The sequence below is a fragment of the Escherichia sp. 94.0001 genome (assembly GCF_013369155.2).
Taxonomy (GTDB): domain Bacteria; phylum Pseudomonadota; class Gammaproteobacteria; order Enterobacterales; family Enterobacteriaceae; genus Escherichia; species Escherichia coli_F.
In genome coordinates, this window is sequence record NZ_JABWMS020000003.1 from 105,247 (window position 1) to 126,461 (window position 21,215).

Here is a 21,215-nt window from a genome sequence, read left to right on the forward strand (position 1 = left end):
GTTCATTTGATGCCAAACTTTTTATGCCAGGCTTCCACATGGCGCGCCGTTTGACGCAGCGGCGCATTCACTAAATAGTTCTGAATCCAGGGTGTTTCCATCCAGTAGCGGACTTTTTCCGGCGCGTGCGTGAGGCAGTGCATCACGGCGGCATGATGAAATGAATTTGCTGAATTATCATAACCATCATAGGCACCTTCACCGATCCCACGCACTAATACGCCATGTTCCAGCATGGTCGCCAGAACGGGAATTTGTTCTGGAATATGCACAAAGAAATTTAAAAGTTGACCGCCTTTTGCCAAAGCATAGTGTTCCAGCCCCTGAAGGAACCAGTTAACCTGCGGCATATAGTTTGAGTAGATGTGCAGGTTGTAACGCAGGAGGGCCGTTGCTAGCGCATGTGAAAATCGCGGCTGATTTTTACCAAACTCAGCGATGGTAAGGACGCTGTCGAGCGATAACCTCGAACTGAAAGCCAGTGCCATTATTTCCGGTAGTTCCGGTTGTCCAAAGTGCGCGGCGGCGGCGCTACGGCAATCAGCGCGGTCAAACGTGGCGAGCATGGCGTAAATAGGGTCAGCAACGTCATGCGGCTCGTGGGCCAGTTGTTTGAAAATGTCGCCAGCATGTCCGCATTTCATAGCCATCCAGCAGAGATTAACAAATTCACCCGCCATATTGTCATTTACGAAATAGGCATCCGGATACTGATGTAATTCAAAGGACAACCCGGCAACCCATATGAAACGCATCGGAAAGACAAACGGTTCCGCAATCAGTTGTATAAACTCTGCGGCATCAAAGCATTTTCCTTCCTGGCGCTCAAACAAATAACGGGCAATATCTGGGTGAGAAAGTGAACCCCGACGAGGCCATTGGGCAGCAAATTCATGCCACTGATAACTATCATTATGATGCCGGTGGGCGATATTATTTAGCTCAGATGTCTGAAAGGCCGCTTTTGCTGCAATATATTCCACACTATCCAGCTGACGATATTCATAAACCGCTTCGCCGGGCGAGATTAATTTTCGACTAATCGCGCAGCGCTTTCGGGACTTACCGCCAAGAACCTTTTCATAAAGTGACATGAAGGGACCAGAATGCACAACATCATGTCCGACGGTGAGATATTTATCCTGCAACGCCTGAAACTCTGCGCTGTGCAAGAGATTATTCAGCAAGGTACTAAGTTCAGGCTTTATTCGGCGCTTTGCGCCAGTTGAAACGAAATGATCATGGAAATGACCATCATTGTTGCGGATTAATTGTTTTACCCAGGTTAGCGCTTCACTTAGCTGATCAGTAGAAGAAAATAAACCAATCGCATAGAGATAAAAGTCTGAGTAGGTATGGATATGATTTAATGGTTCTTTTTTACTGCGTACAAAAGAGATCGCATCGGAAAACTGTGCATTGTGGATCAAATGGCGCAAATGGCGGGTATATTGCTTCCAGGTATTGCATGTTCGCTCATCCAGAACGCCCGCATTAATTAACCACGCTTGTTTTGCCAGCAACCAGGTTTCATCATAATGAGCTGGTCCTAACGGGTGGTAATCCGCGATAAACGCTTTCAGCGCATAAGGGGTAAAATTTGGGGCGACAGGGTTATCTTCCGGGACATCGCTGGCATGGAAAAGCGATTCAAGAACAGCGGATGCTTTATTCCAGTCTTCCATTGCGCAAGCGGCGTTAAATAACACCATTCTTAATGCCGGGTAACGCGATAATGCTGTAAAAACAGGCGTACTGCCTCTCCATGAACTATATCCATTTGGATTAAAGAAATGGTAATCAGTAATGGCTGCTTCGAGCCAGGTTTCTGCACCACTAGCCTCGCTGCAGTGAACCATCGCCGCTGCGCCAAGAAAAATACCGGCTGCAGCTGCCGGCGGTAAACATGAACTACCTTGTTCAATAGGATCTGGCGCTAGCTCTAAAAGCCATTCTGCATGGTTCGTTAGTGCCTCGGCAATGGCAGGAATGTCCGTTGAACAGCAATTGTGTTTAAGCCAGACCGTAATTTGTTTATCATCCATAATAGTCATCACTCCGCTGGGCTAATAATGGCAAAGAGCAATCTTAATGCACAACGGTTAGGGGGAATAGTGGCAGGAACTCTGGAAAATAATGGGACTGGTAGATCAAAACTGCCGTTCACCGGTGGTGATTCAGTGAATGGCACAGTTGTTTAGCGCAGTACAGCCAGAGCTGCTTCGTAATCCGGCTCGGTGGTGATTTCATCCACCAGCTGGCTGAAAATCACATTATCATTTTCATCAATAACCACAACGGCACGCGCTGCCAGACCTTTCAGTGGGCCATCAGCAATTGCCACACCGTAGGCTTGCAGGAATTCAGCGTTACGGAAAGTGGAGAGGGTGATAACGTTGTTCAGACCTTCTGCGCCGCAGAAACGAGACTGGGCGAACGGCAGATCGGCAGAAATACACAGCACAACGGTGTTGTCGATCTCGGTTGCCAGTTGGTTAAACTTACGTACTGATGCGGCGCAAACACCGGTATCAATACTCGGGAAAATGTTCAGCACTTTGCGTTTACCCGCAAACTGACCGAGGGTGACGTCAGACAGATCTTTTGCCACGAGAGTAAAAGTCTGCGCTTTGCTACCCGCCAGCGGGATGGAATTGGCGACTGTAACCGGGTTGCCCTGGAAATGAACGGTTTGTGACATGATTATCTTTCCTGTTTACATATAGTTAACGTCACACCTAGTTTATGCTAACTGTCAATAACACAGCAAACGCTATTTGCGCTTAATCCGCAGACCACCGCGACAACAAGGAGTAAAGATGAGAACCGTTAAGGTATTTGAGGAAGCCTGGCCCTTACATACCCCGTTTGTGATTGCTCGGGGAAGTCGTAGTGAAGCGCGCGTGGTGGTGGTTGAACTGGAAGAAGAAGGTATTAAAGGCACCGGTGAATGCACGCCGTATCCGCGTTATGGAGAAAGTGATGCCTCGGTAATTGCGCAAATTATGAGCGTCGTGCCGCAATTAGAGAAAGGGCTGACACGGGAGGAGTTGCAAAAAATTCTCCCTGCCGGCGCAGCACGTAATGCGCTGGATTGTGCATTGTGGGATCTGGCGGCGCGAAAACAGCAGCAATCGCTGGCTGATTTGATCGGCATAACGCTTCCCGAGACAGTCACCACTGCCCAGACGGTAGTCATCGGTACGCCTGATCAGATGGCCAATAGTGCATCAACACTGTGGCAGGCAGGCGCGAAATTACTGAAAGTGAAGCTGGATAACCATCTTATCAGTGAGCGGATGGTAGCAATTCGCACGGCTGTACCCGATGCGACGCTAATCGTTGATGCAAATGAATCCTGGCGTGCAGAAGGGTTGGCAGCGCGTTGCCAACTGCTCGCGGATTTAGGCGTTGCGATGCTTGAACAACCGCTTCCTGCGCAGGACGATGCGGCACTGGAGAATTTTATTCATCCGTTACCGATTTGTGCTGATGAAAGTTGTCATACCCGTAGCAATCTGAAGGCGCTGCAAGGGCGCTATGAGATGGTTAACATCAAGCTCGATAAAACGGGTGGCCTGACGGAGGCGCTGGCGCTGGCGACCGAAGCGCGTGCACAAGGTTTCAGTCTGATGCTGGGCTGCATGTTGTGTACCTCTCGTGCCATTAACGCCGCTTTACCGCTGGTGCCGCAGGTCAGTTTTGCTGATCTTGACGGACCGACCTGGCTGGCGGTAGATGTGGAACCGGCGCTTCAATTCACGACGGGCGCATTGCATCTTTAGGATGCCAGCGCAGCAAGTTAGCCATCGCAAAGAGGTATTTTTCGCTGGCTTCGTCGGAGGAGATGGGCGGAAACTCTGCGGTGATGCAATGCAGGTTGAGATCCGCACACCAACTGCCGAAAGAGCCAGGCGTTTCATAACCGACGCTGGTGACCAGTGGCAATTCAAACGCCTGGGCCAGCCATTCACCTAATTCGCTGTGTCTGGGGTCTTCAATACAGGCCAGTGGATCGTGGAATGAGACCACCCAGGCAGGTTGAATGCGATGTATAAGCTGGCACAGCGCCTGAGTTTCAGGTTCGGAGCCAGGTTTGTCACCTGTCAGTAAAACGACATCACGTTCTTCAGCGGCGCTGTTCCAGCGATAAACTGTTTCACCTTCCTTCCAGTTTGCTGCCGGAAAGTTTCTATTTAAATCCACGCCATTAGCATTGGCCCGTAACCCTAACTGGCAGCCGTCAGGATTCACACACAGCACCACATGATGGCGGCGCAAAGAAGGTGTCAATGTCCGCAGAGCACAGGAGAGGGTCACGACCGAAGAGTTTTCATCACCGTGGGTGCCAGCCAGAATCAAACCACTTTCGTGACTGGCGGCTGGGGCCGGAAACCAGATCAAAGGCGCGCCCAATAATGAACGTCCGTAATGTTCTGTACCGGGCGGAAATGCGCCGCGTTCGGCGCGTGGGCGAGTTACGGTCATGATCGTCTCTGGTTCAGGAAGTATTACAGGCAGTGTTGTGCAAATTTTGCGGATTATCAAATCCTTTTCTTCAACGCTATGTTATCGATCTTGTATCACTTTTTTGCCGGAAGTTGTTTGCATTTCTTTAAGGCGAAACAAATAATTACGCATGATTATTAACGCAGGTTTGAGGGAAACTTATGAAGCACTCTGTTTCAGTCACGTGTTGTGCGCTGTTGGTCAGCAGCATTTCTCTTTCGTATGCTGCAGAAGTTCCGAGCGGCACAGTACTGGCAGAGAAGCAGGAGCTGGTGCGCCACATTAAAGATGAGCCTGCGTCGCTGGATCCCGCTAAAGCCGTGGGCCTGCCAGAGATTCAGGTCATTCGCGATCTGTTTGAAGGACTGGTGAATCAGAACGAGAAAGGGGAGATTGTTCCCGGCGTTGCGACTCAGTGGAAAAGTAATGACAACCGTATCTGGACTTTTACCCTGCGCGATAACGCAAAATGGGCGGATGGCACACCGGTAACGGCGCAAGATTTTGTCTACAGCTGGCAGCGTCTGGTGGACCCGAAAACTCTATCGCCATTTGCATGGTTTGCCGCGCTGGCGGGAATCAACAACGCACAGGCGATTATTGATGGTAAAGCTACGCCTGACCAGCTTGGCGTCACCGCAGTTGATGCCCATACTTTGAAAATTCAGCTTGATAAACCGTTGCCGTGGTTTGTGAATTTAACCGCTAACTTTGCCTTCTTCCCGGTGCAAAAAGACAACGTAGAAAGCGGTAAAGAGTGGACGAAACCCGGAAATCTGATCGGCAATGGCGCTTATGTTCTTAAAGAGCGTGTAGTCAATGAAAAACTGGTCGTGGTACCGAATACCCATTATTGGGATAACGCCAAAACGGTGTTGCAAAAAGTGACCTTCCTGCCAATTAATCAGGAATCCGCAGCCACTAAGCGTTACCTCGCGGGGGATATTGATATCACCGAATCCTTCCCGAAAAATATGTATCAGAAGCTGTTGAAGGATATTCCGGGGCAGGTTTATACACCGCCGCAGCTCGGGACCTATTATTATGCGTTCAACACGCAAAAAGGGCCGACGGCAGATCAGCGCGTTCGTCTGGCATTAAGTATGACGATAGATCGCCGCCTGATGACCGAAAAAGTGTTGGGGACGGGCGAAAAACCAGCGTGGCATTTTACGCCAGATGTTACTGCCGGATTCACGCCGGAGCCTTCGCCGTTTGAACAAATGAGTCAGGAAGAACTGAATGCGCAGGCAAAAACTTTGTTGAGCGCAGCCGGTTATGGTCCGCAAAAACCGCTGAAGCTGACGCTTTTGTATAATACTTCAGAAAACCATCAAAAAATTGCGATTGCTGTGGCATCGATGTGGAAAAAGAACCTTGGCGTAGATGTCAAACTGCAAAATCAGGAATGGAAAACCTATATCGATAGTCGTAATACAGGTAATTTTGATGTTATCCGCGCCTCGTGGGTGGGGGATTATAATGAACCCTCCACTTTCCTGACATTATTAACGTCAACGCATTCAGGCAACATTTCACGCTTTAACAACCCGGCCTACGACAAAGTTTTGGCCCAGGCATCGACGGAAAATACCGTTAAAGCGCGTAATGCCGATTACAACGCGGCAGAAAAAATCCTCATGGAGCAGGCACCGATTGCACCAATTTATCAATATACCAATGGACGATTAATCAAGCCGTGGCTGAAAGGTTATCCCATTAATAACCCGGAAGATGTGGCGTATAGCCGGACTATGTATATTGTGAAACATTGATGTGAACTGGCGTTACCCTTGTGGGTAACGCCAGTGATGTCTGAATTAACGACCCTGGTCTGGTGGTGTAATGTTATCCATATACAGCGTCTGGCTTGGGAACGCGAAATCCGCGCCGTGTGACTGTACAATATCGATAATCTTCAAATAAACATCCTGCTGGGCGGCAAGCCATTCAGCCCATACTGTGGTTTTGGTAAAGCAATAAACCATAATATTCAATGACGAGTCAGCAAACTGGTTGAAATAAACCAGTAAGGTTTGTCGCTGGTCGATGGCCGGGTGATTTTTCAGCATCTCACGTACGGCTTCGACAATAACGCCCACTTTTGTCGCATCCTCATAACGTAAACCAATGGTCGTGGTAATGCGCCGGTTGGTCATTCGTCCTGGGTTTTCTACGCTGATCGACGAAAACAGCGAGTTCGGTACGTACAATGGACGATTATCAAAGGTCGTAATTTTGGTAATTCGCCAGCCAATTTCCGCTACTGTACCTTCGATATTTCTGTCCGGCGAACGGATCCAGTCGCCAATACTGAAAGGACGGTCGAAATAGAGCATGATCCCGGAAAAGAAATTACTCAGAATATCTTTACCGGCCATACCGACAGCCAGACCACCAATACCACCAAAGGTCAGCAAGCCAGAAAGGCTCATGCCGAAATGTTCGCCATAAAGCAGAACAAGCACCACAATAATGGTGATTTTGATAATGCGCGACATAATCCGCGCACTGGTGATATCGCGACCTTTTTTAATCTGCTGTTTTTCAAACTGATTTATCAGCAGAAATAGTTTAATCGTCAGAATAACCGCAATCAGGGACGTACAGATAAAATCGATAACGCCTGGGGTGATAAATTTGAGTTTATAGTTTTCTATAACATAATTAATGATGCTACCAACAGCACTGATAATTATGGTGTAGATTAAAAATTGCACCGCATGGAATAAAAATCCTTTTCTTTTACGATTTCCGCGGCGAAACCAAAAGCTCATCAGAATCAATGCTGCGCAGCTACCGAAAATAATGACCAGATTAAGCGCATTATTTGTAAACAGTTCAGCGATCATTGTTTTATCAGGCTCCTCCAGATAATTGTCGTCATGCCGGAAACCCCTGGCGGGGCTATTTTACCGCGACAATTCATTCAGATCATCAATAGTCAGGGAAGGAAGTAGCAACATTAGCTAACTAATCAATGCGTTGATTGTAAATCCAGCTAAGAGGTGAGGTTTTCAGAGCAGACAACGGTGAAATGTCATGGTATTGTTACGGTTAGGTAACAAGAAATTTGTCTGCACAAGGATTACATCATGATTATGGCGAAACTGAAGTCAGCGAAAGGGAAGAAATTTCTCTTTGGTTTGTTGGCGGTTTTCATTATTGCGGCGTCGGTTGTGACTCGCGCGACCATCGGCGGCGTGATAGAACAGTACAATATTCCGCTGTCTGAGTGGACGACATCAATGTATGTGATTCAGTCATCAATGATTTTTGTTTATAGCCTGGTCTTTACTGTGTTGCTGGCAATCCCGTTGGGAATTTATTTCCTTGGCGGCGAAGAGCAGTAAGTAAAAAATAGGCCCGTTAACTCGGGCCTTGTAAGTTATTGAAGAGTCGTTAATCGTCTTCTTCGTCATCCAGTTCAACGGGTGTCTGATACTGGTCAGGTTTAATGACCAGCAGGTCGCAGCGAAGATGATCAATCACCTGTTCCGCCGTGTTGCCGAGGAATGCTGCTGAAATACCGGTGCGTCCGACCGTACCCAGAACCACAATCCCCGCCTGTAAGTGCTCCGCCAAATCAGGAATCACCTCTTCTGGTAGACCTTTTTCAACGTGTGTCATGTTTTCATTAATACCGAATTTCTGCCGCAGGGCTTTCATTGCCAGCAAATGTTGCCCACGAATGGCATCGTTATAAACGCTCGGATCAAATTCCGGCAGTTCAATCGCGATATTAATTGGCGTTACCGGATAAGCGCCAACCAGATGAACTTCGGTATGGTTGACTTGTTCCGCCAGTTCGATCGTCTCTTTGACCAGTTTTTCATTGAGCGCATTATGGTACGGCTCTTCACTGGCGAGATTCACCGCCACCAGCGCCTTACCCCCTTCCGGCCACGGCTGGTCTTTCACCATCCACACCGGGCTTGGGCATTTGCGTAACAGATGCCAGTCCGTTGGCGTAAAAATCACCGCTTCCAGACGGTCATGTTGGTGCGCCATTTTTAGCACCAAATCGTGCCCGCCGCTGATCACTTCCTGAATGATGGCTTCGAATGGACGGTTATGCCAGACCACTTTAATTTCAATGGGAACGCCAGCATTGAGATAATATTTTGCCTGCTCGTGGATCCAGGCTGTTCGCTGGCTGATGACGCCCTGACGCATAGCGGTACGTTCGTCCGGGGAGAGCAGGGTGGTCATTTCGTATGAGAAGTCATAGATCGGCAAAAAGGCTTTAATTTTGCCACCAATCCGTTGATGTAAATAAACAGCTCGCCGCAATGCTGGTTGGTCGTCCTGGTTAGGATCGATAACAACGAGCATGTTCTGATACATAGCCATACAGGGTCTCCTTACAACAACTGTCAACGCAGTTTGTAATTAAAAGATTAACCCATATCTGGTGAATGAAACAGTGATGAACCTTCTGTCAGATCAATAAATCAGAAAAATTTAATGATATGACAGAAGGATAGTGAGTGATGCGGAAAAATCAGGCAACGTTACGCGTGTGACCAGCAAGCTGGGCCAGCGCATCGTTATTTTCGATGGTGATGTATTTACCTTTGACTGCCAGCATACCGCTTTTCTGGAAGCGACCCAGCAGACGGCTGATGGTTTCAACCGTCAGGCCCAGATAGTTACCGATATCGCCACGAGTCATCGTCAGGCGGAATTCACGAGGGGAGAAGCCGCGTTGGGCAAAACGACGGGACAGGTTGTAGATGAATGCAGCCAGACGCTCCTCGGCATTTTTCTTCGACAACAGCAGAATCATGTCCTGATCGCCTTTGATTTCACCGCTCATCAGACGCATCATCTGCTGACGCAGATTCGGCATTTTACCGGACAAATCGTCCAGCGTTTCGAACGGAATTTCACATACCATCGAGGTTTCCAGCGCCTGCGCGAAGCTCGGGTGATGACCGCTGCCGATGGCATCAAATCCCACCAGGTCACCAGCTAAATGGAAACCAGTGATTTGCTCGTCGCCTTGCTCAGTAATGGTATAACTTTTAATCGTACCGGAGCGGATGGCATAAAGCGATTTAAGTTCATCACCAGCCTTAAACAGCGTCTGGCCTTTCTGAATAGGCTTCTTTCGCTCAATGATATTATCAAGCTGATCAAGCTCATGTTCGTTGAGTGTGAACGGGATGCAAAGCTGGCTGATGCTGCAATCCTGGCAATGGATAGCACAACCGCCAGACTGAATGCGCCGTATAATTCGCTTTTCCGGGATCATAGGTCTGCTCAAGCCGTAATTGATATTTGTCAATTTTAACATCTTTTTAGGGAGCAAGTAAGTCTAAGCAAACCTTAACAGCAGAGAATTCCGATATTAGATGTAAATATATGTCTATCTATTTGAAAACCCTTAAGTTGTTAAGGGTAACTTTACATAAAAGTGTGAACAAGCTGGCACAAATTGTTTAATGTTTACAGCAAAAGATAACCTTCGTGGCGCAATAACCACTCTTTTCGCTGAACTCCACCTGCATATCCGGTCATGGTGCCGTTTCGGCCAATAACCCGATGGCAAGGTACAACAATGCTGATGGGATTCGATCCGTTAGCCGCACCAACGGCACGCGCCGCGCCGGGGCGGCCCAATTGTTCAGCCAGTTGGCCGTAATGCATTACCTGCCCGCAGGGGATTGTGCGTAATGTTTTCCAGACCTCGCGCTGAAATGGCGTCCCCCCCGTGGCAGTGGGAAGCGTATCAATAATGCTAAGATTACCGGCAAAATATTCACGAAGCTTGTCGCTTAAACCACCTGGGTTGGTGGCAGAAATGCGTTCATAGCCTTCTTTGCGGTAATGGATGTCCAGCAGCTGCACCATGCGTTCGCTGTACTCTTCCCATTCAACCGCCCGCAAGTGAAATTGCTCATCGCAAATCACCCACAGTGGACCTAGTGGCGTGGCAATTTTTTCTTCAAGTAATCTCAGCATCCGTTCTCTCTTAAGACAAACGAGGGTAAATCCCCGGACCTATCGGCAGACCAATAAGATACCACGCCAGCAACATCAGCAGCCATACCACCAAAAAGATAAGTGGATAGGGCAAAACTAACGAATAGTAAGTACCCAGTTTCGCGTCTGGTTTGTAGCGTTGCAGGAATCCAAGAAACAGTGGAACAAAAGGAGATACCGGCGCTAAAGGCAATACGGATGAGTCGGCAATACGAAAGAGGATTTGCGCAAATGCCGGGTGAAAGCCAAGTAGCATAAACATCGGTACGAAAATGGGGGCCAGAATCGACCAGATTGCGGAACCGCTGGCGATAAACATGCATAAGAAAGAGGAAAGCAACGCCAGACCGACAAACGCCGGGATGCCGCTAAGCCCTGAACTTTCCAGTATATCGGTCAGCCCTACGGCGATGAATTTCCCCATGTTGCTCCAGTTAAACATGGCGACAAACTGGGCGAGGGGAAAAACCATCACGATAAATCCCGCCATCTCTTTCATCGGTTCAATCATTAAATGCGGTAAATCCGCCTGACGTCGAATTGTGCGGGTAGCGATGCCATAAGCCAGCGAGACCACAAAGAAAAAAAGAATGATCAGTGGCACGATACCTTTAATAAAGGGTGATGGCATCACGGTGTGATTAATCGGATCGCGCAATATACCGTTTACCGGGATCACCATCAGCGCAATCGCAGCAATAAAAAGTAGCGATACGACACCTGCTATGCGTAAACCAAAACGCTGACTTTCGGTCAATGTCTGCAGTTTCTCATCGCTGTTTCCCTGCCATTGACCTAACCGTGGCTCAATGATTTTGTCGGTTATCAGGCCGCCAACAACCGTCAGTACGACTACGGAGCTGGCCATAAAATACCAGTTATCAATTACACTGACGTGCATTTGCGGATTGAACGCAGCCGCAGCCTCCGTGCTGATCCCCGACAGCAACACGTCGGTTGTGACAATCAGTAAATTAGCCGTAAAGCCGCAACCTACGCCTGCAATGGCGGCCAGTAAGCCTGCAACTGGATGCCTGCCCACCGCCAGAAAAATCAGCGCACCCATCGGTGGCATGATCACTAACGCCGCATCGGAAGAAATGTGGCTGAAAAAAGCAATAAACAGCACCATATAACTGGCGTAGCGAGCATTCACATGCGATGCCATTTTAACCATCAACGCTGGCAGTAAGCCGACGCGCTCCGCCAGACCGGCACCTAAAACCAGCGCCAGGATCGCGCCAAGTGGGGCAAAACCGCTAAAGTTTTTAATCACATTGGGTAAAAACCAGTGTAATCCTTCCACACTGAGCAGGTTTTTCACGACCACTGGCGTACCATCGGTCGGGTTTTTCGCACTGACGCCAAAGGCCGACAAAATTGCCGTCGTCACCATGAGTACGATAATCAAATAGATAAAGAGCAAAAAAGGATGGGGAACCTTGTTACCAATTCTTTCGACCCAGCCATAGAGCTTCCCGGATTGGGAGGACGACGGTATGGATGACATACTCATGGGCATTCCTCGATTGTTGTGTTTGCGTTGTTGTTGTTATTTTAAAGGTGACGGTGTCACGTTTTTCGGAATAGGGCAGTGATACGGTTGCGTGTCCGTAACTTGCTGATGCTCTTGTTGGCATTCTTGCAATAGCCCTGAATCAATGAAGAGATTAAGTGTGGTTGCTGCTATAGTTTTCGCCGCCAGCAGCATTCCTTTATGAGCAATAGACGTTCGCCCCTGGCTAACCAGTTGCCACGTATGTAGCGGTGTACCGACGGCGAAACAGGGGCTGAAACACTGGGCAACAGGCAGTTTCCAACTGACGTCGCCGACATCAGTCGATGCCGCAAGCACGTTATCGGTGGCGGCATATGGAGCGACTTCATTCGCCAGTACCGTTTCACGATGACGTATTGCAAAAGCCTTTCCGTTTTCTCCACCGGTTGCGGCGATATTATTCAGACTGTTTTGCCGATCGTTGGGGGTGAGCGTAGCCTGAATTTGTTTCGCAAAAGCCAGTTCTTCGGATTTCCATTCCGGAGTACCAAAATGGGATAGGGCCTGGTACATGGCATTTTCTAAGGTGCGATTCGGGAGATAACTGGAACAGGCTTTGTCAAAGCGGCATTCAACCGTGGTTTCGGTCATCAATGCCGCACCTTCGGCGATTTTGGCGACCCGATCATAAATATGCTGCACATCGGTCATTTCGGGGGCGCGGATAAGATAAAGCACTTCTGCCTGCGCCTGGACCACGTTGGGCGAGATCCCGCCGCTATCTGTGATGGCATAGTGTACGCGCGCTTTTTCAATAATATGTTCGTTGAGGAAGTTGGTACCAGTGGTCATCAACGTTACGGCATCAAGGGCGCTGCGTCCCAAATGAGGGGAGTTCGCGGCATGTGCTGCGATCCCTTTAAAGCGCCATGATGCCTGAATATTTGCCAGCGTGCGGGTATTGAACATACCGGCAAAGGCTTCCGGGTGCCAGGTGAGTGCCGCATCCACATCATCAAATAACCCCTCGCGGACCATGAACGTTTTTCCCGAGCCGCCTTCTTCGCCAGGACAACCATAAAAGCGCACCGTGCCGCCTTGCCCATATTGTTCCAGCCATTTCTTGACGGCTATTGCTGCGGCAAAAGCGGCGGTTCCCAGCAAATTGTGTCCGCAACCGTGACCATTTTCACCGGGCGTCGTGGATGTAGGCTGCGCGCAACCTGCTTGCTGACTTACACCTGCCAGGGCGTCATATTCCCCCAGCAAGGCGATAACCGGTTTGTCTTGACCAAACGAAGCAATAAAGGCATTTGGGATATTGCCTACGTTGCGAGTCACGGTAAAGCCTGCAGATTCCAGCGCCGAAGCCAGATGTTCCGCTGACCAGAACTCTTCAAAACGTGTTTCTGGATGATCCCAGATTTGATCAGCAATATCGGTATAACGTTGGCGATCGGCTTCAATCGCATCGTCGATAAAACGATAGATTTCCTGCATCAGATACCTCGCGTCCAGGGAAAATTGAGCGCGGTGCGCGCCAGCGTTTCGACGGCAATAGCGAGAACCTGCTCGTCAAAATCGAATTTTTCGTTGTGATGACCTGCCGCCAGCTGTGTGCCAAACACCATATAGGAGGCTTGCCCTTGATGTTGCTGCACGCGGGCCATCATTAATGTGGCATCTTCGGAACCCGCAGGCGCTTCAACACGTTCAATGGCCTGATTGACCCCCGCGACCTGAGCCGCCTGGCTTTGTAACCATGCGACCCATTGCGGCGAAGGAGAACTGGCGGTAGCTGCACCCATCAGCCGAGTTTCAACGCCGACACCATACATGGCTGCTGCGCCCTGAATCGCTTGTTGTGCACGGTCAAAAACATATTGATTGATGACGTCGCTGCCCCCTCGAGTTTCAACTTTCAGCAACGCCGAGGCAGGAACCACATTACGACCGCTTCCTGCCTGCATAACGCCCACGTTTACTCTGGAAGCCCCTTCGCTGTGCGGGGCGATTCCATGCAGCGCAAGAGTTGCTTGTGCTGCCGCCAGTAAGGCATTGTGACCGTCTTGTGGTTTTGCGCCTGCGTGAGCGGCGGTACCAGTGAAGTGCGCGTCAAATTTGGTTGTTGCCATAAAATTATCACTGCCGCACACCACGGTGCCCGCAGGTACGCCAGTGCCAATGTGCACGGCAGTAAAATAATCAACATCATCCACTACACCTGCATCGACCATCGCCCGCGCGCCACGCGTACCTTCCTCTGCAGGCTGAAAAATCAGTTTGATGACGCCGTGAAGTCCGGACTCGAACTGTTTAAGGGTGTGCGCCAGCCCAAGCCCAATAGCGGTATGTCCATCATGACCACAGGCATGCATCATTCCGGCGTTACATGACGCAAAACCGTCGCGGTAGGGGCGATGGCTGACATCCCGTTCTTCACTGAGATCCAGCGCGTCCATATCGACACGGAAAGCCATCACCGGACCGGGGCGACCGGTATCCAGGGTGGCGACGATGCCAGTGAAACCACCTTCAAAAGCCGCAATCCATTGTGCTAACGCACCTTGTTGAAGAGCGCGCTCGAATTCGCGCTGTAGAGTGAGTTCATCAGGTAGTCCCATCCGACTACTTTCATTAACGACTTCGCGGCCCAGCGCCAGTGAATAGCCGAGCTGGTGCAATTCTTCTGCAACAAGGGTGGCTGTGCGGAATTCCACCCAGCCAGACTCTGCATAGCGATGAAAATCACGTCGCCAGTGCGATAATCTTGGGGCAAGCGAATTAACAAATTGATTCAAAGACTCCATAACCTTTCCCGTCATCAGTAAAAAATGTGACCCGGTTCACGTAGTGATAGTTTTTACTTATCACTAACTGATTTTTCACAGTTTTAACCGTTCATAAATTACCCTGACACAATCATCTGCATTAAAGTAGATGCCAGTTTCTTTGGTCTGATAAATAACGGTTATCGGTGGCGTCATGGCTTTTCAGGTAAAAATTCATCAAATTCGGGCTTTTGTTGAAGTGGCTCGTCAGGGCAGCATTCGCGGAGCGAGCCGAATGTTGAATATGTCGCAACCGGCACTGAGTAAATCTATTCAGGAGCTGGAAGAAGGGTTAGCGGCACAACTCTTTTTTCGCCGTAGTAAAGGCGTGACGTTAACTGATGCCGGCGAAAGTTTTTATCAGCACGCCAGTCTTATTCTTGAAGAGCTGCGCGCAGCGCAAGAGGATATTCGCCAACGACAAGGGCAACTGGCAGGGCAAATTAATATCGGCATGGGGGCCAGTATTTCCCGCAGTCTGATGCCAGCTGTCATATCTCGTTTTCATCAGCAGCATCCGCAGGTAAAAGTACGCATTATGGAAGGGCAACTGGTGTCGATGATTAATGAATTGCGCCAGGGAGAACTGGATTTCACCATCAATACCTATTATCAGGGACCCTACGACCACGAATTTACTTTTGAGAAATTACTGGAAAAGCAATTCGCGATCTTTTGCCGCCCGGGACATCCCGCCATTGGTGCCCGTTCGATCAAACAGTTACTGGACTACAGCTGGACAATGCCGACGCCACACGGCAGCTACTACAAACAGTTGAGTGAATTGCTTGACGATCAGGCGCAAACGCCACAGGTCGGCGTAGTCTGCGAGACGTTTTCAGCCTGTATCAGTCTGGTGGCAAAAAGCGATTTTCTCAGCATACTACCTGAAGAAATGGGCTGCGATCCCTTGCACGGACAGGGGCTGGTGATGTTGCCGGTTAGCGAAATTTTACCGAAAGCGGCCTATTATTTGATTCAGCGGCGTGATAGTCGCCAGACACCGCTGACCGCGTCATTAATCACGCAATTCCGGCGAGAATGCGGCTATCTGCAAAGTTAAAACTGCATAAAAAAATAGAGTCTGTCGACATCCGCCAGACTCTACAGTACACACAGCAGTGCATCCGCGTCTTAAATCCGGCATGGTCTCCTCTGCGCCGGTGACTGTGTTATAACGGTTTTAACCTTTAGTTGCCAATTTTCTTCAGTGACAGATTTCACGAAAATATAAGTTACATTATTAATATCGTGAATGAATAATCATGCATAAGCATTTTGCTTAAAATATCGGCAATATTTGGAACTTATTACTGGAATTTTGGGTAATACGTTGTTGGACCGACCCGGTCTGGTTATCATATCGCGCTCTTAATTGCGGGAGGATGTAACATGAACCTTGACGACAAATCGCTGTTTCTTGACGCCATGGAAGATGTCCAGCCGCTGAAACGTGCTACAGATGTCCACTGGCATCCAACGCGTAACCAACGTGCGCCGCAGCGTATCGACACGCTGCAACTTGATAATTTCCTCACCACCGGATTTCTCGACATCATCCCGCTAAGCCAGCCGCTGGAGTTTCGGCGGGAAGGGTTGCAACATGGGGTGCTGGATAAGCTGCGCAGTGGTAAATATCCGCAACAGGCGAGCCTGAATCTTTTGCGCCAGCCGGTGGAAGAGTGCCGCAAAATGGTGTTCAGTTTCATTCAACAAGCCCTGGCGGATGGTTTGCGTAATGTGCTGATTATTCATGGTAAAGGGCGGGAAGATAAATCGCATGCCAATATTGTCCGCAGCTATGTGGCGCGCTGGTTGACCGAATTTGATGATGTCCAGGCATATTGTACCGCGCTACCGCATCATGGCGGCAGCGGGGCGTGTTACGTCGCACTACGTAAAACGGCGCAGGCAAAGCAAGAAAACTGGGAGCGCCACGCTAAGCGCAGTCGTTGATCTCGAGACGCATCCGCGGCTTATGCCGCCAGCACGCGGTTGCGTCCATCATTTTTCGCCCGATACAAAGCATCATCAACGCGTTTAAAGAGTTCATCGATGCTTTCATTTCCTTCGTGATGCGCCACACCAATGCTGACGGTAAAGCGTGGTAAGCCCGAAATACTCACTTTTGTCACGCTTACGCGGATAGTTTCAGCCAGCGAAAGCGCGGTATCCAGTGGGGTTCTTGGTAGCAATAAGACAAACTCTTCGCCTCCCCAACGAAACACCAAATCGCCTTTGCGAGCGCAACTTTCGAGAGTGCGGGCGAGGGCGCATAACACCTCATCACCTTTAGAATGCCCATAGAGATCGTTAATGTGTTTAAAACGATCGGTGTCGATGAGCAATAAGCTGTAATCCTGAGCGATGGCGAGGTGCTGCATTTGGCCTGGCTCGGTAATGTGATAAAACTGTCGCCGATTCAGTAATCCGGTCATCGCGTCATGGTGGGCAGCATGTTCCAGCTGCTCCTCCAGCCGTTTTTGCTCCGTAATATCATGCACAATACATAACATGAGCTTGTCGCCATAAATTTCAATCGGCCCAGCATAGGTCTGCACATGACGAGTCGAACCATCCGCCAGTTTATGAACAAAATTCAAAGGCTTATGACCACCGGGTAAATGCGAGATTTCATGCATGATAGGCATGACGCGACGCCCGAGCATATTAATTTCCCAGGTATGTTTCTGGCACATCGTTTCATGGTTATAACCATAGAAATTGAGCGCGGCGAGGTTAGCATCGACGATTTGGCCATCTCGTGAGGGGTCAATCAACAACATTGGTGCAGAGTTAGTCAGAAAAAAGCGCGCATAAAAACCTTGTTTTTTGCGCTGATAATTTGCCGAGCGACTGGCTTTTAAACCCAGCGTTGCCGGCGCTTCGATACCTTCGAAAATAATCACCGGTTCTGCTTCTGTCAGCTCTCGCAAAACAAGCCGACAGCTTAATGCTGTTTCCTCTTCTTTACGTTGAACGGTGAGGATTTCGATAATATCGTGTTGGTTTTGCAGATCGGAGAGGTATTTCGGTAGTTCTTTTTGTGAGGAGACGGAATAGGGACCGGTTCGTAGCTGACTAAACGTGAGGTCTTGCATCAACAGTCGTGCCGCGCTGTTGGCATAAATTAACTGTTCCTCAAAGGGCGAAACGATCCAGACAGGACTGGTGAGTAAGTCCAGGGTATTGAAGTTGTGCGTAATCATTGAGATCCCGTTATTTTTATCAATTTTTGTTGCTATCCGATCGCAAAAAGCCACGTCATATGATCAGATAATTCTGATAATGATAGACGCTATTTAACACTTCACACGGTTTGTATATGGAAAAGCATTTTGCTTTTTGTATTCAATTTAGACAGAATTTTATTAATCATTTCAGGGTAATGGGGTGATGAGATGTTGCGTAACAGGGCCAGAAGGCTAGACTACAAAATAATGCGTTGATGATGGAGGCACTGTGGAAGCGATTAAGGGATCGGACGTTAATGTCCCGGATGCAGTATTTGCCTGGATGCTGGATGGTAGAGGCGGCGTTAAACCGCTGGAAAATACAGATGTGATTGATGAAGCGCATCCCTGCTGGCTCCACCTTAATTATGTACACCATGATAGCGCCCAATGGCTGGCGACAACACCGCTTCTCCCTAATAACGTACGTGATGCGCTGGCGGGCGAGAGCACGCGTCCCCGAGTCAGCCGTCTCGGCGAAGGCACGCTGATTACATTGCGCTGTATAAACGGCAGCACCGATGAACGCCCCGACCAACTGGTCGCCATGCGTGTATATATGGACGGGCGGTTAATTGTTTCGACCCGACAACGCAAAGTGCTGGCGCTGGACGATGTGGTAAGCGATCTGGAAGAAGGCACTGGTCCGACCGATTGCGGGGGATGGCTGGTGGATGTTTGCGATGCGTTGACCGATCATTCCAGCGAATTTATCGAGCAGCTGCACGATAAAATTATCGACCTTGAAGATAATCTCCTCGATCAACAAATTCCACCGCGTGGATTTCTGGCGCTGTTGCGCAAACAATTAATTGTTATGCGTCGCTATATGGCACCGCAACGTGATGTTTATGCTCGTCTTGCCAGTGAGCGTCTGCCGTGGATGAATGATGATCAACGCCGCCGAATGCAGGATATTGCCGATCGCCTTGGGCGCGGGCTTGACGAAATCGACGCCTGTATAGCACGGACTGGCGTGATGGCTGATGAAATCGCTCAGGTGATGCAGGAAAATTTAGCGCGTCGTACCTATACAATGTCGTTGATGGCAATGGTCTTTTTACCCAGTACGTTTCTGACAGGGTTATTTGGCGTCAACCTTGGTGGGATCCCAGGCGGCGGGTGGCAATTCGGATTTTCAATTTTTTGTATTCTGTTAGTTGTTCTTATTGGTGGTGTTGCTTTATGGTTGCATCGTAGTAAATGGTTGTAACAAAAGCAATTTTTCCGGCCGTCTGTATACAAAAACGCCGCAAAGTTTGAGCGAAGTCAATAAACTCTCTACCCATTCAGGGCAATATCTCTCTTGCAGGTGAATGCAACGTCAAGCGATGGGCGTTGCGCTCCATATTGTCTTACTTCCTTTTTTGAATTACTGCATAGCACAATTGATTCGTACGACGCCGACTTTGATGAGTCGGCTTTTTTTTGCCTGTTATATATCAGCGTCTACCCTTTAAGAGTCCACCCAATGACCGGAGGGAAATATGACGACACTCATTTATTTGCAAATTCCTGTCCCTGAACCGATTCCTGGCGATCCTGTTCCAGTGCCCGATCCAATCCCTCGCCCGCAACCCATGCCTGACCCACCACCCGATGAAGAACCGATTAAATTGTCGCATCGTGAGCGTAGATCTGCGAGGATACGCGCTTGCTAATTTTTGCGTCGATGACCACGAGAACAGATTGTGACCGCTTTTTCTACCCTGAATGTTTTGCCTCCCGCCCAACTCACGAACCTTAATGAGTTGGGTTATTTAACTATGACGCCGGTGCAGGCTGCCGCGCTTCCGGCGATCCTTGCCGGAAAAGATGTTCGCGTGCAGGCGAAAACCGGCAGCGGCAAAACGGCGGCTTTTGGCCTCGGGCTGCTACAGAAAATTGATGCGTCGCTATTTCAGACCCAGGCTTTAGTGCTGTGCCCTACGCGTGAACTGGCGGATCAGGTGGCAGGTGAATTGCGTCGGCTGGCGCGTTTTCTGCCAAATACCAAAATTTTGACTTTGTGCGGTGGTCAACCGTTCGGTATGCAGCGTGATTCGTTGCAACATGCGCCGCATATTATCGTGGCAACCCCGGGGCGTTTGCTGGACCATCTGCAAAAAGGCACGGTATCACTGGATGCGTTGAATATGCTGGTGATGGATGAAGCCGATCGCATGCTGGATATGGGATTTAGCGATGCCATTGATGATGTTATCCGTTTTGCGCCAGCATCTCGACAGACGCTTCTGTTTTCGGCAACCTGGCCGGAAGCCATCACCGCAATCAGCGGACGAGTTCAACGCGAGCCATTGGCGATTGAAATTGACTCAACAGATGCTCTGCCTCCCATTGAACAACAATTTTATGAGACATCCAGCAAAGGCAAAATTCCGCTGTTGCAACGGTTATTAAGTTTGCATCAGCCATCCTCTTGCGTGGTGTTTTGCAATACCAAAAAAGATTGTCAGGCTGTCTGCGACGCGCTGAATGACATAGGGCAAAGTGCATTGTCGTTACATGGCGATCTGGAGCAACGTGACCGCGATCAGACCCTGGTACGTTTTGCTAACGGTAGCGCTCGTGTGCTGGTCGCGACGGATGTTGCTGCGCGTGGTCTTGATATTAAATCGCTTGAGCTGGTAGTGAACTTTGAACTGGCGTGGGACCCTGAAGTTCATGTACATCGCATCGGTCGTACAGCGCGTGCAGGAAATAGCGGTCTGGCGATCAGTTTCTGTGCCCCGGAAGAAGCACAGCGGGCCAATATCATTTCTGACATGTTGCAGATAAAACTTAACTGGCAAACGCCGCCAGTTAATAGTTCCATTGTGCCGCTGGAAGCAGAAATGGCAACGTTATGTATCGATGGCGGGAAAAAAGCCAAAATGCGCCCGGGTGATGTATTAGGTGCGCTGACAGGAGATATCGGGCTTGATGGCGCAGATATTGGCAAAATCGCCGTGCATCCGGCGCATGTCTATGTCGCGGTGCGTCAGGCTGTTGCTCATAAAGCATGGAAACAGTTACAGGGCGGGAAGATTAAAGGAAAAACGTGCCGGGTGCGGTTATTAAAATAATGAAATGTTGAATCGCAGGGTGCAAGAGTAAACATCTTCTTCGGGATTGCCGGATGCGACGCTGGCCGCGTCTTATCCGGCCTCCATAAGA

The 21,215-nt window shown here is 49.3% G+C and carries 20 protein-coding genes; 9 read left to right on the forward strand and 11 right to left on the reverse strand.

Going from position 1 to position 21,215, the window contains the following annotated elements:
* Positions 1-2: 2 nt before the first annotated feature.
* Complete coding sequence (locus HEN33_RS02645; protein WP_176262628.1) at positions 3-2,045, reverse strand: hypothetical protein; 2,043 nt, start codon at positions 2,043-2,045, stop codon at positions 3-5.
* Between the two features lie 152 nt (positions 2,046-2,197).
* Entirely contained in the window at positions 2,198-2,701 is a 504-nt protein-coding gene (tpx, locus tag HEN33_RS02650; protein WP_032184040.1) for a thiol peroxidase, read from the reverse strand.
* A gap of 118 nt (positions 2,702-2,819) precedes the next feature.
* Here tpx and ycjG point away from each other — a divergent pair, with 118 nt between their 5' ends.
* Positions 2,820-3,785 (forward strand): L-Ala-D/L-Glu epimerase, encoded by a 966-nt coding sequence (gene ycjG / locus HEN33_RS02655; protein ID WP_176262627.1) that lies wholly within the window; start codon positions 2,820-2,822, stop codon positions 3,783-3,785.
* Here ycjG and mpaA read toward each other — a convergent pair.
* Positions 3,760-4,488 (reverse strand): murein tripeptide amidase MpaA, encoded by a 729-nt coding sequence (gene mpaA / locus HEN33_RS02660; RefSeq protein WP_001353227.1) that lies wholly within the window; start codon positions 4,486-4,488, stop codon positions 3,760-3,762. The two genes, ycjG and mpaA, sit on opposite strands and share 26 nt — an antisense overlap.
* Before the next feature lie 182 nt (positions 4,489-4,670).
* Between mpaA and mppA the strand changes: the two genes are divergently transcribed.
* Positions 4,671-6,284: a murein tripeptide ABC transporter substrate-binding protein MppA gene (gene mppA, locus HEN33_RS02665; RefSeq protein WP_176262626.1), complete on the forward strand. Its 1,614-nt coding sequence runs from the start codon at positions 4,671-4,673 to the stop codon at positions 6,282-6,284.
* A gap of 45 nt (positions 6,285-6,329) precedes the next feature.
* Here mppA and ynaI read toward each other — a convergent pair whose 3' ends face one another.
* Positions 6,330-7,361: a low conductance mechanosensitive channel YnaI gene (gene ynaI / locus HEN33_RS02670; protein ID WP_176262625.1), complete on the reverse strand. Its 1,032-nt coding sequence runs from the start codon at positions 7,359-7,361 to the stop codon at positions 6,330-6,332.
* A gap of 243 nt (positions 7,362-7,604) precedes the next feature.
* Between ynaI and HEN33_RS02675 the strand changes: the two genes are divergently transcribed.
* Positions 7,605-7,862 carry a DUF2534 family protein gene (locus HEN33_RS02675; RefSeq protein WP_000605090.1) on the forward strand — a complete coding sequence of 86 codons (258 nt, stop codon included), beginning with the start codon at positions 7,605-7,607 and terminating at the stop codon, positions 7,860-7,862.
* Between the two features lie 49 nt (positions 7,863-7,911).
* Here the strand turns inward: HEN33_RS02675 and uspE are convergent, their stop codons facing one another.
* The 6 genes from uspE to abgA form a co-directional block, all read right to left on the reverse strand.
* Positions 7,912-8,862, reverse strand: a complete 951-nt coding sequence (uspE, locus tag HEN33_RS02680; protein ID WP_001262123.1) for a universal stress protein UspE — start codon at positions 8,860-8,862, stop codon at positions 7,912-7,914.
* A 151-nt stretch (positions 8,863-9,013) separates the two neighbouring features.
* Positions 9,014-9,766: a fumarate/nitrate reduction transcriptional regulator Fnr gene (fnr, locus tag HEN33_RS02685; protein WP_000611911.1), complete on the reverse strand. Its 753-nt coding sequence runs from the start codon at positions 9,764-9,766 to the stop codon at positions 9,014-9,016.
* Positions 9,767-9,960: 194 nt separating this feature from the next.
* The gene (gene ogt / locus HEN33_RS02690) at positions 9,961-10,476 is read right to left on the reverse strand and encodes a methylated-DNA--[protein]-cysteine S-methyltransferase (protein WP_039020832.1); all 516 of its coding nucleotides are present in this window, start codon (positions 10,474-10,476) and stop codon (positions 9,961-9,963) included.
* A 10-nt stretch (positions 10,477-10,486) separates the two neighbouring features.
* Positions 10,487-12,013, reverse strand: coding sequence for a p-aminobenzoyl-glutamate transporter (gene abgT / locus HEN33_RS02695; protein WP_176262624.1), 1,527 nt, complete (start codon positions 12,011-12,013; stop codon positions 10,487-10,489).
* A 36-nt stretch (positions 12,014-12,049) separates the two neighbouring features.
* Positions 12,050-13,495: a p-aminobenzoyl-glutamate hydrolase subunit AbgB gene (abgB, locus tag HEN33_RS02700; protein ID WP_176262623.1), complete on the reverse strand. Its 1,446-nt coding sequence runs from the start codon at positions 13,493-13,495 to the stop codon at positions 12,050-12,052.
* A complete protein-coding gene (gene abgA, locus HEN33_RS02705) occupies positions 13,495-14,805 on the reverse strand; it encodes a p-aminobenzoyl-glutamate hydrolase subunit AbgA (protein WP_176262622.1) in 1,311 nt (436 codons plus the stop codon). Before abgA ends, abgB begins: the two co-directional genes overlap by 1 nt.
* A gap of 175 nt (positions 14,806-14,980) precedes the next feature.
* On the opposite strand from abgA, the gene HEN33_RS02710 reads away from it, so the two are divergent.
* Entirely contained in the window at positions 14,981-15,889 is a 909-nt protein-coding gene (locus tag HEN33_RS02710; RefSeq protein ID WP_000885454.1) for a LysR family transcriptional regulator, read from the forward strand.
* 329 nt (positions 15,890-16,218) lie between these two features.
* Positions 16,219-16,782 (forward strand): DNA endonuclease SmrA, encoded by a 564-nt coding sequence (gene smrA, locus HEN33_RS02715; RefSeq protein ID WP_001046832.1) that lies wholly within the window; start codon positions 16,219-16,221, stop codon positions 16,780-16,782.
* A gap of 20 nt (positions 16,783-16,802) precedes the next feature.
* Here smrA and dgcM read toward each other — a convergent pair whose 3' ends face one another.
* Positions 16,803-18,035 (reverse strand): diguanylate cyclase DgcM, encoded by a 1,233-nt coding sequence (dgcM, locus tag HEN33_RS02720; protein ID WP_001355263.1) that lies wholly within the window; start codon positions 18,033-18,035, stop codon positions 16,803-16,805.
* 192 nt (positions 18,036-18,227) lie between these two features.
* On the opposite strand from dgcM, the gene ydaN reads away from it, so the two are divergent.
* The 4 genes from ydaN to dbpA all read left to right on the forward strand — a co-directional run bounded on the left by ydaN (position 18,228) and on the right by dbpA (position 21,124).
* Complete coding sequence (gene ydaN / locus HEN33_RS26255) at positions 18,228-18,275, forward strand: protein YnaN (RefSeq protein WP_211180494.1); 48 nt, start codon at positions 18,228-18,230, stop codon at positions 18,273-18,275.
* A gap of 13 nt (positions 18,276-18,288) precedes the next feature.
* On the forward strand, positions 18,289-19,272 hold the full coding sequence (gene zntB / locus HEN33_RS02725) for a zinc transporter ZntB (protein ID WP_000387385.1): 984 nt from the start codon (positions 18,289-18,291) through the stop codon (positions 19,270-19,272).
* A 274-nt stretch (positions 19,273-19,546) separates the two neighbouring features.
* Positions 19,547-19,720 carry a proline-rich small protein YnaL gene (ynaL, locus tag HEN33_RS26785; protein ID WP_001296046.1) on the forward strand — a complete coding sequence of 58 codons (174 nt, stop codon included), beginning with the start codon at positions 19,547-19,549 and terminating at the stop codon, positions 19,718-19,720.
* Between the two features lie 30 nt (positions 19,721-19,750).
* A complete protein-coding gene (dbpA, locus tag HEN33_RS02730) occupies positions 19,751-21,124 on the forward strand; it encodes an ATP-dependent RNA helicase DbpA (RefSeq protein ID WP_088542034.1) in 1,374 nt (457 codons plus the stop codon).
* Positions 21,125-21,215: the final 91 nt, after the last annotated feature.

Bases quoted from the DNA above. Each gene is read 5' to 3' on its own strand.
- HEN33_RS02645 (WP_176262628.1), bottom strand. From the start codon at position 2,045: ATGGATGATAAACAAATTACGGTCTGGCTTAAACACAATTGCTGTTCA.
- tpx (WP_032184040.1), bottom strand. From the start codon at position 2,701: ATGTCACAAACCGTTCATTTCCAGGGCAACCCGGTTACAGTCGCCAAT.
- ycjG (WP_176262627.1), top strand. From the start codon at position 2,820: ATGAGAACCGTTAAGGTATTTGAGGAAGCCTGGCCCTTACATACCCCG.
- mpaA (WP_001353227.1), bottom strand. From the start codon at position 4,488: ATGACCGTAACTCGCCCACGCGCCGAACGCGGCGCATTTCCGCCCGGT.
- mppA (WP_176262626.1), top strand. From the start codon at position 4,671: ATGAAGCACTCTGTTTCAGTCACGTGTTGTGCGCTGTTGGTCAGCAGC.
- ynaI (WP_176262625.1), bottom strand. From the start codon at position 7,361: ATGATCGCTGAACTGTTTACAAATAATGCGCTTAATCTGGTCATTATT.
- HEN33_RS02675 (WP_000605090.1), top strand. From the start codon at position 7,605: ATGATTATGGCGAAACTGAAGTCAGCGAAAGGGAAGAAATTTCTCTTT.
- uspE (WP_001262123.1), bottom strand. From the start codon at position 8,862: ATGGCTATGTATCAGAACATGCTCGTTGTTATCGATCCTAACCAGGAC.
- fnr (WP_000611911.1), bottom strand. From the start codon at position 9,766: ATGATCCCGGAAAAGCGAATTATACGGCGCATTCAGTCTGGCGGTTGT.
- ogt (WP_039020832.1), bottom strand. From the start codon at position 10,476: ATGCTGAGATTACTTGAAGAAAAAATTGCCACGCCACTAGGTCCACTG.
- abgT (WP_176262624.1), bottom strand. From the start codon at position 12,013: ATGAGTATGTCATCCATACCGTCGTCCTCCCAATCCGGGAAGCTCTAT.
- abgB (WP_176262623.1), bottom strand. From the start codon at position 13,495: ATGCAGGAAATCTATCGTTTTATCGACGATGCGATTGAAGCCGATCGC.
- abgA (WP_176262622.1), bottom strand. From the start codon at position 14,805: ATGGAGTCTTTGAATCAATTTGTTAATTCGCTTGCCCCAAGATTATCG.
- HEN33_RS02710 (WP_000885454.1), top strand. From the start codon at position 14,981: ATGGCTTTTCAGGTAAAAATTCATCAAATTCGGGCTTTTGTTGAAGTG.
- smrA (WP_001046832.1), top strand. From the start codon at position 16,219: ATGAACCTTGACGACAAATCGCTGTTTCTTGACGCCATGGAAGATGTC.
- dgcM (WP_001355263.1), bottom strand. From the start codon at position 18,035: ATGATTACGCACAACTTCAATACCCTGGACTTACTCACCAGTCCTGTC.
- ynaL (WP_001296046.1), top strand. From the start codon at position 19,547: ATGACGACACTCATTTATTTGCAAATTCCTGTCCCTGAACCGATTCCT.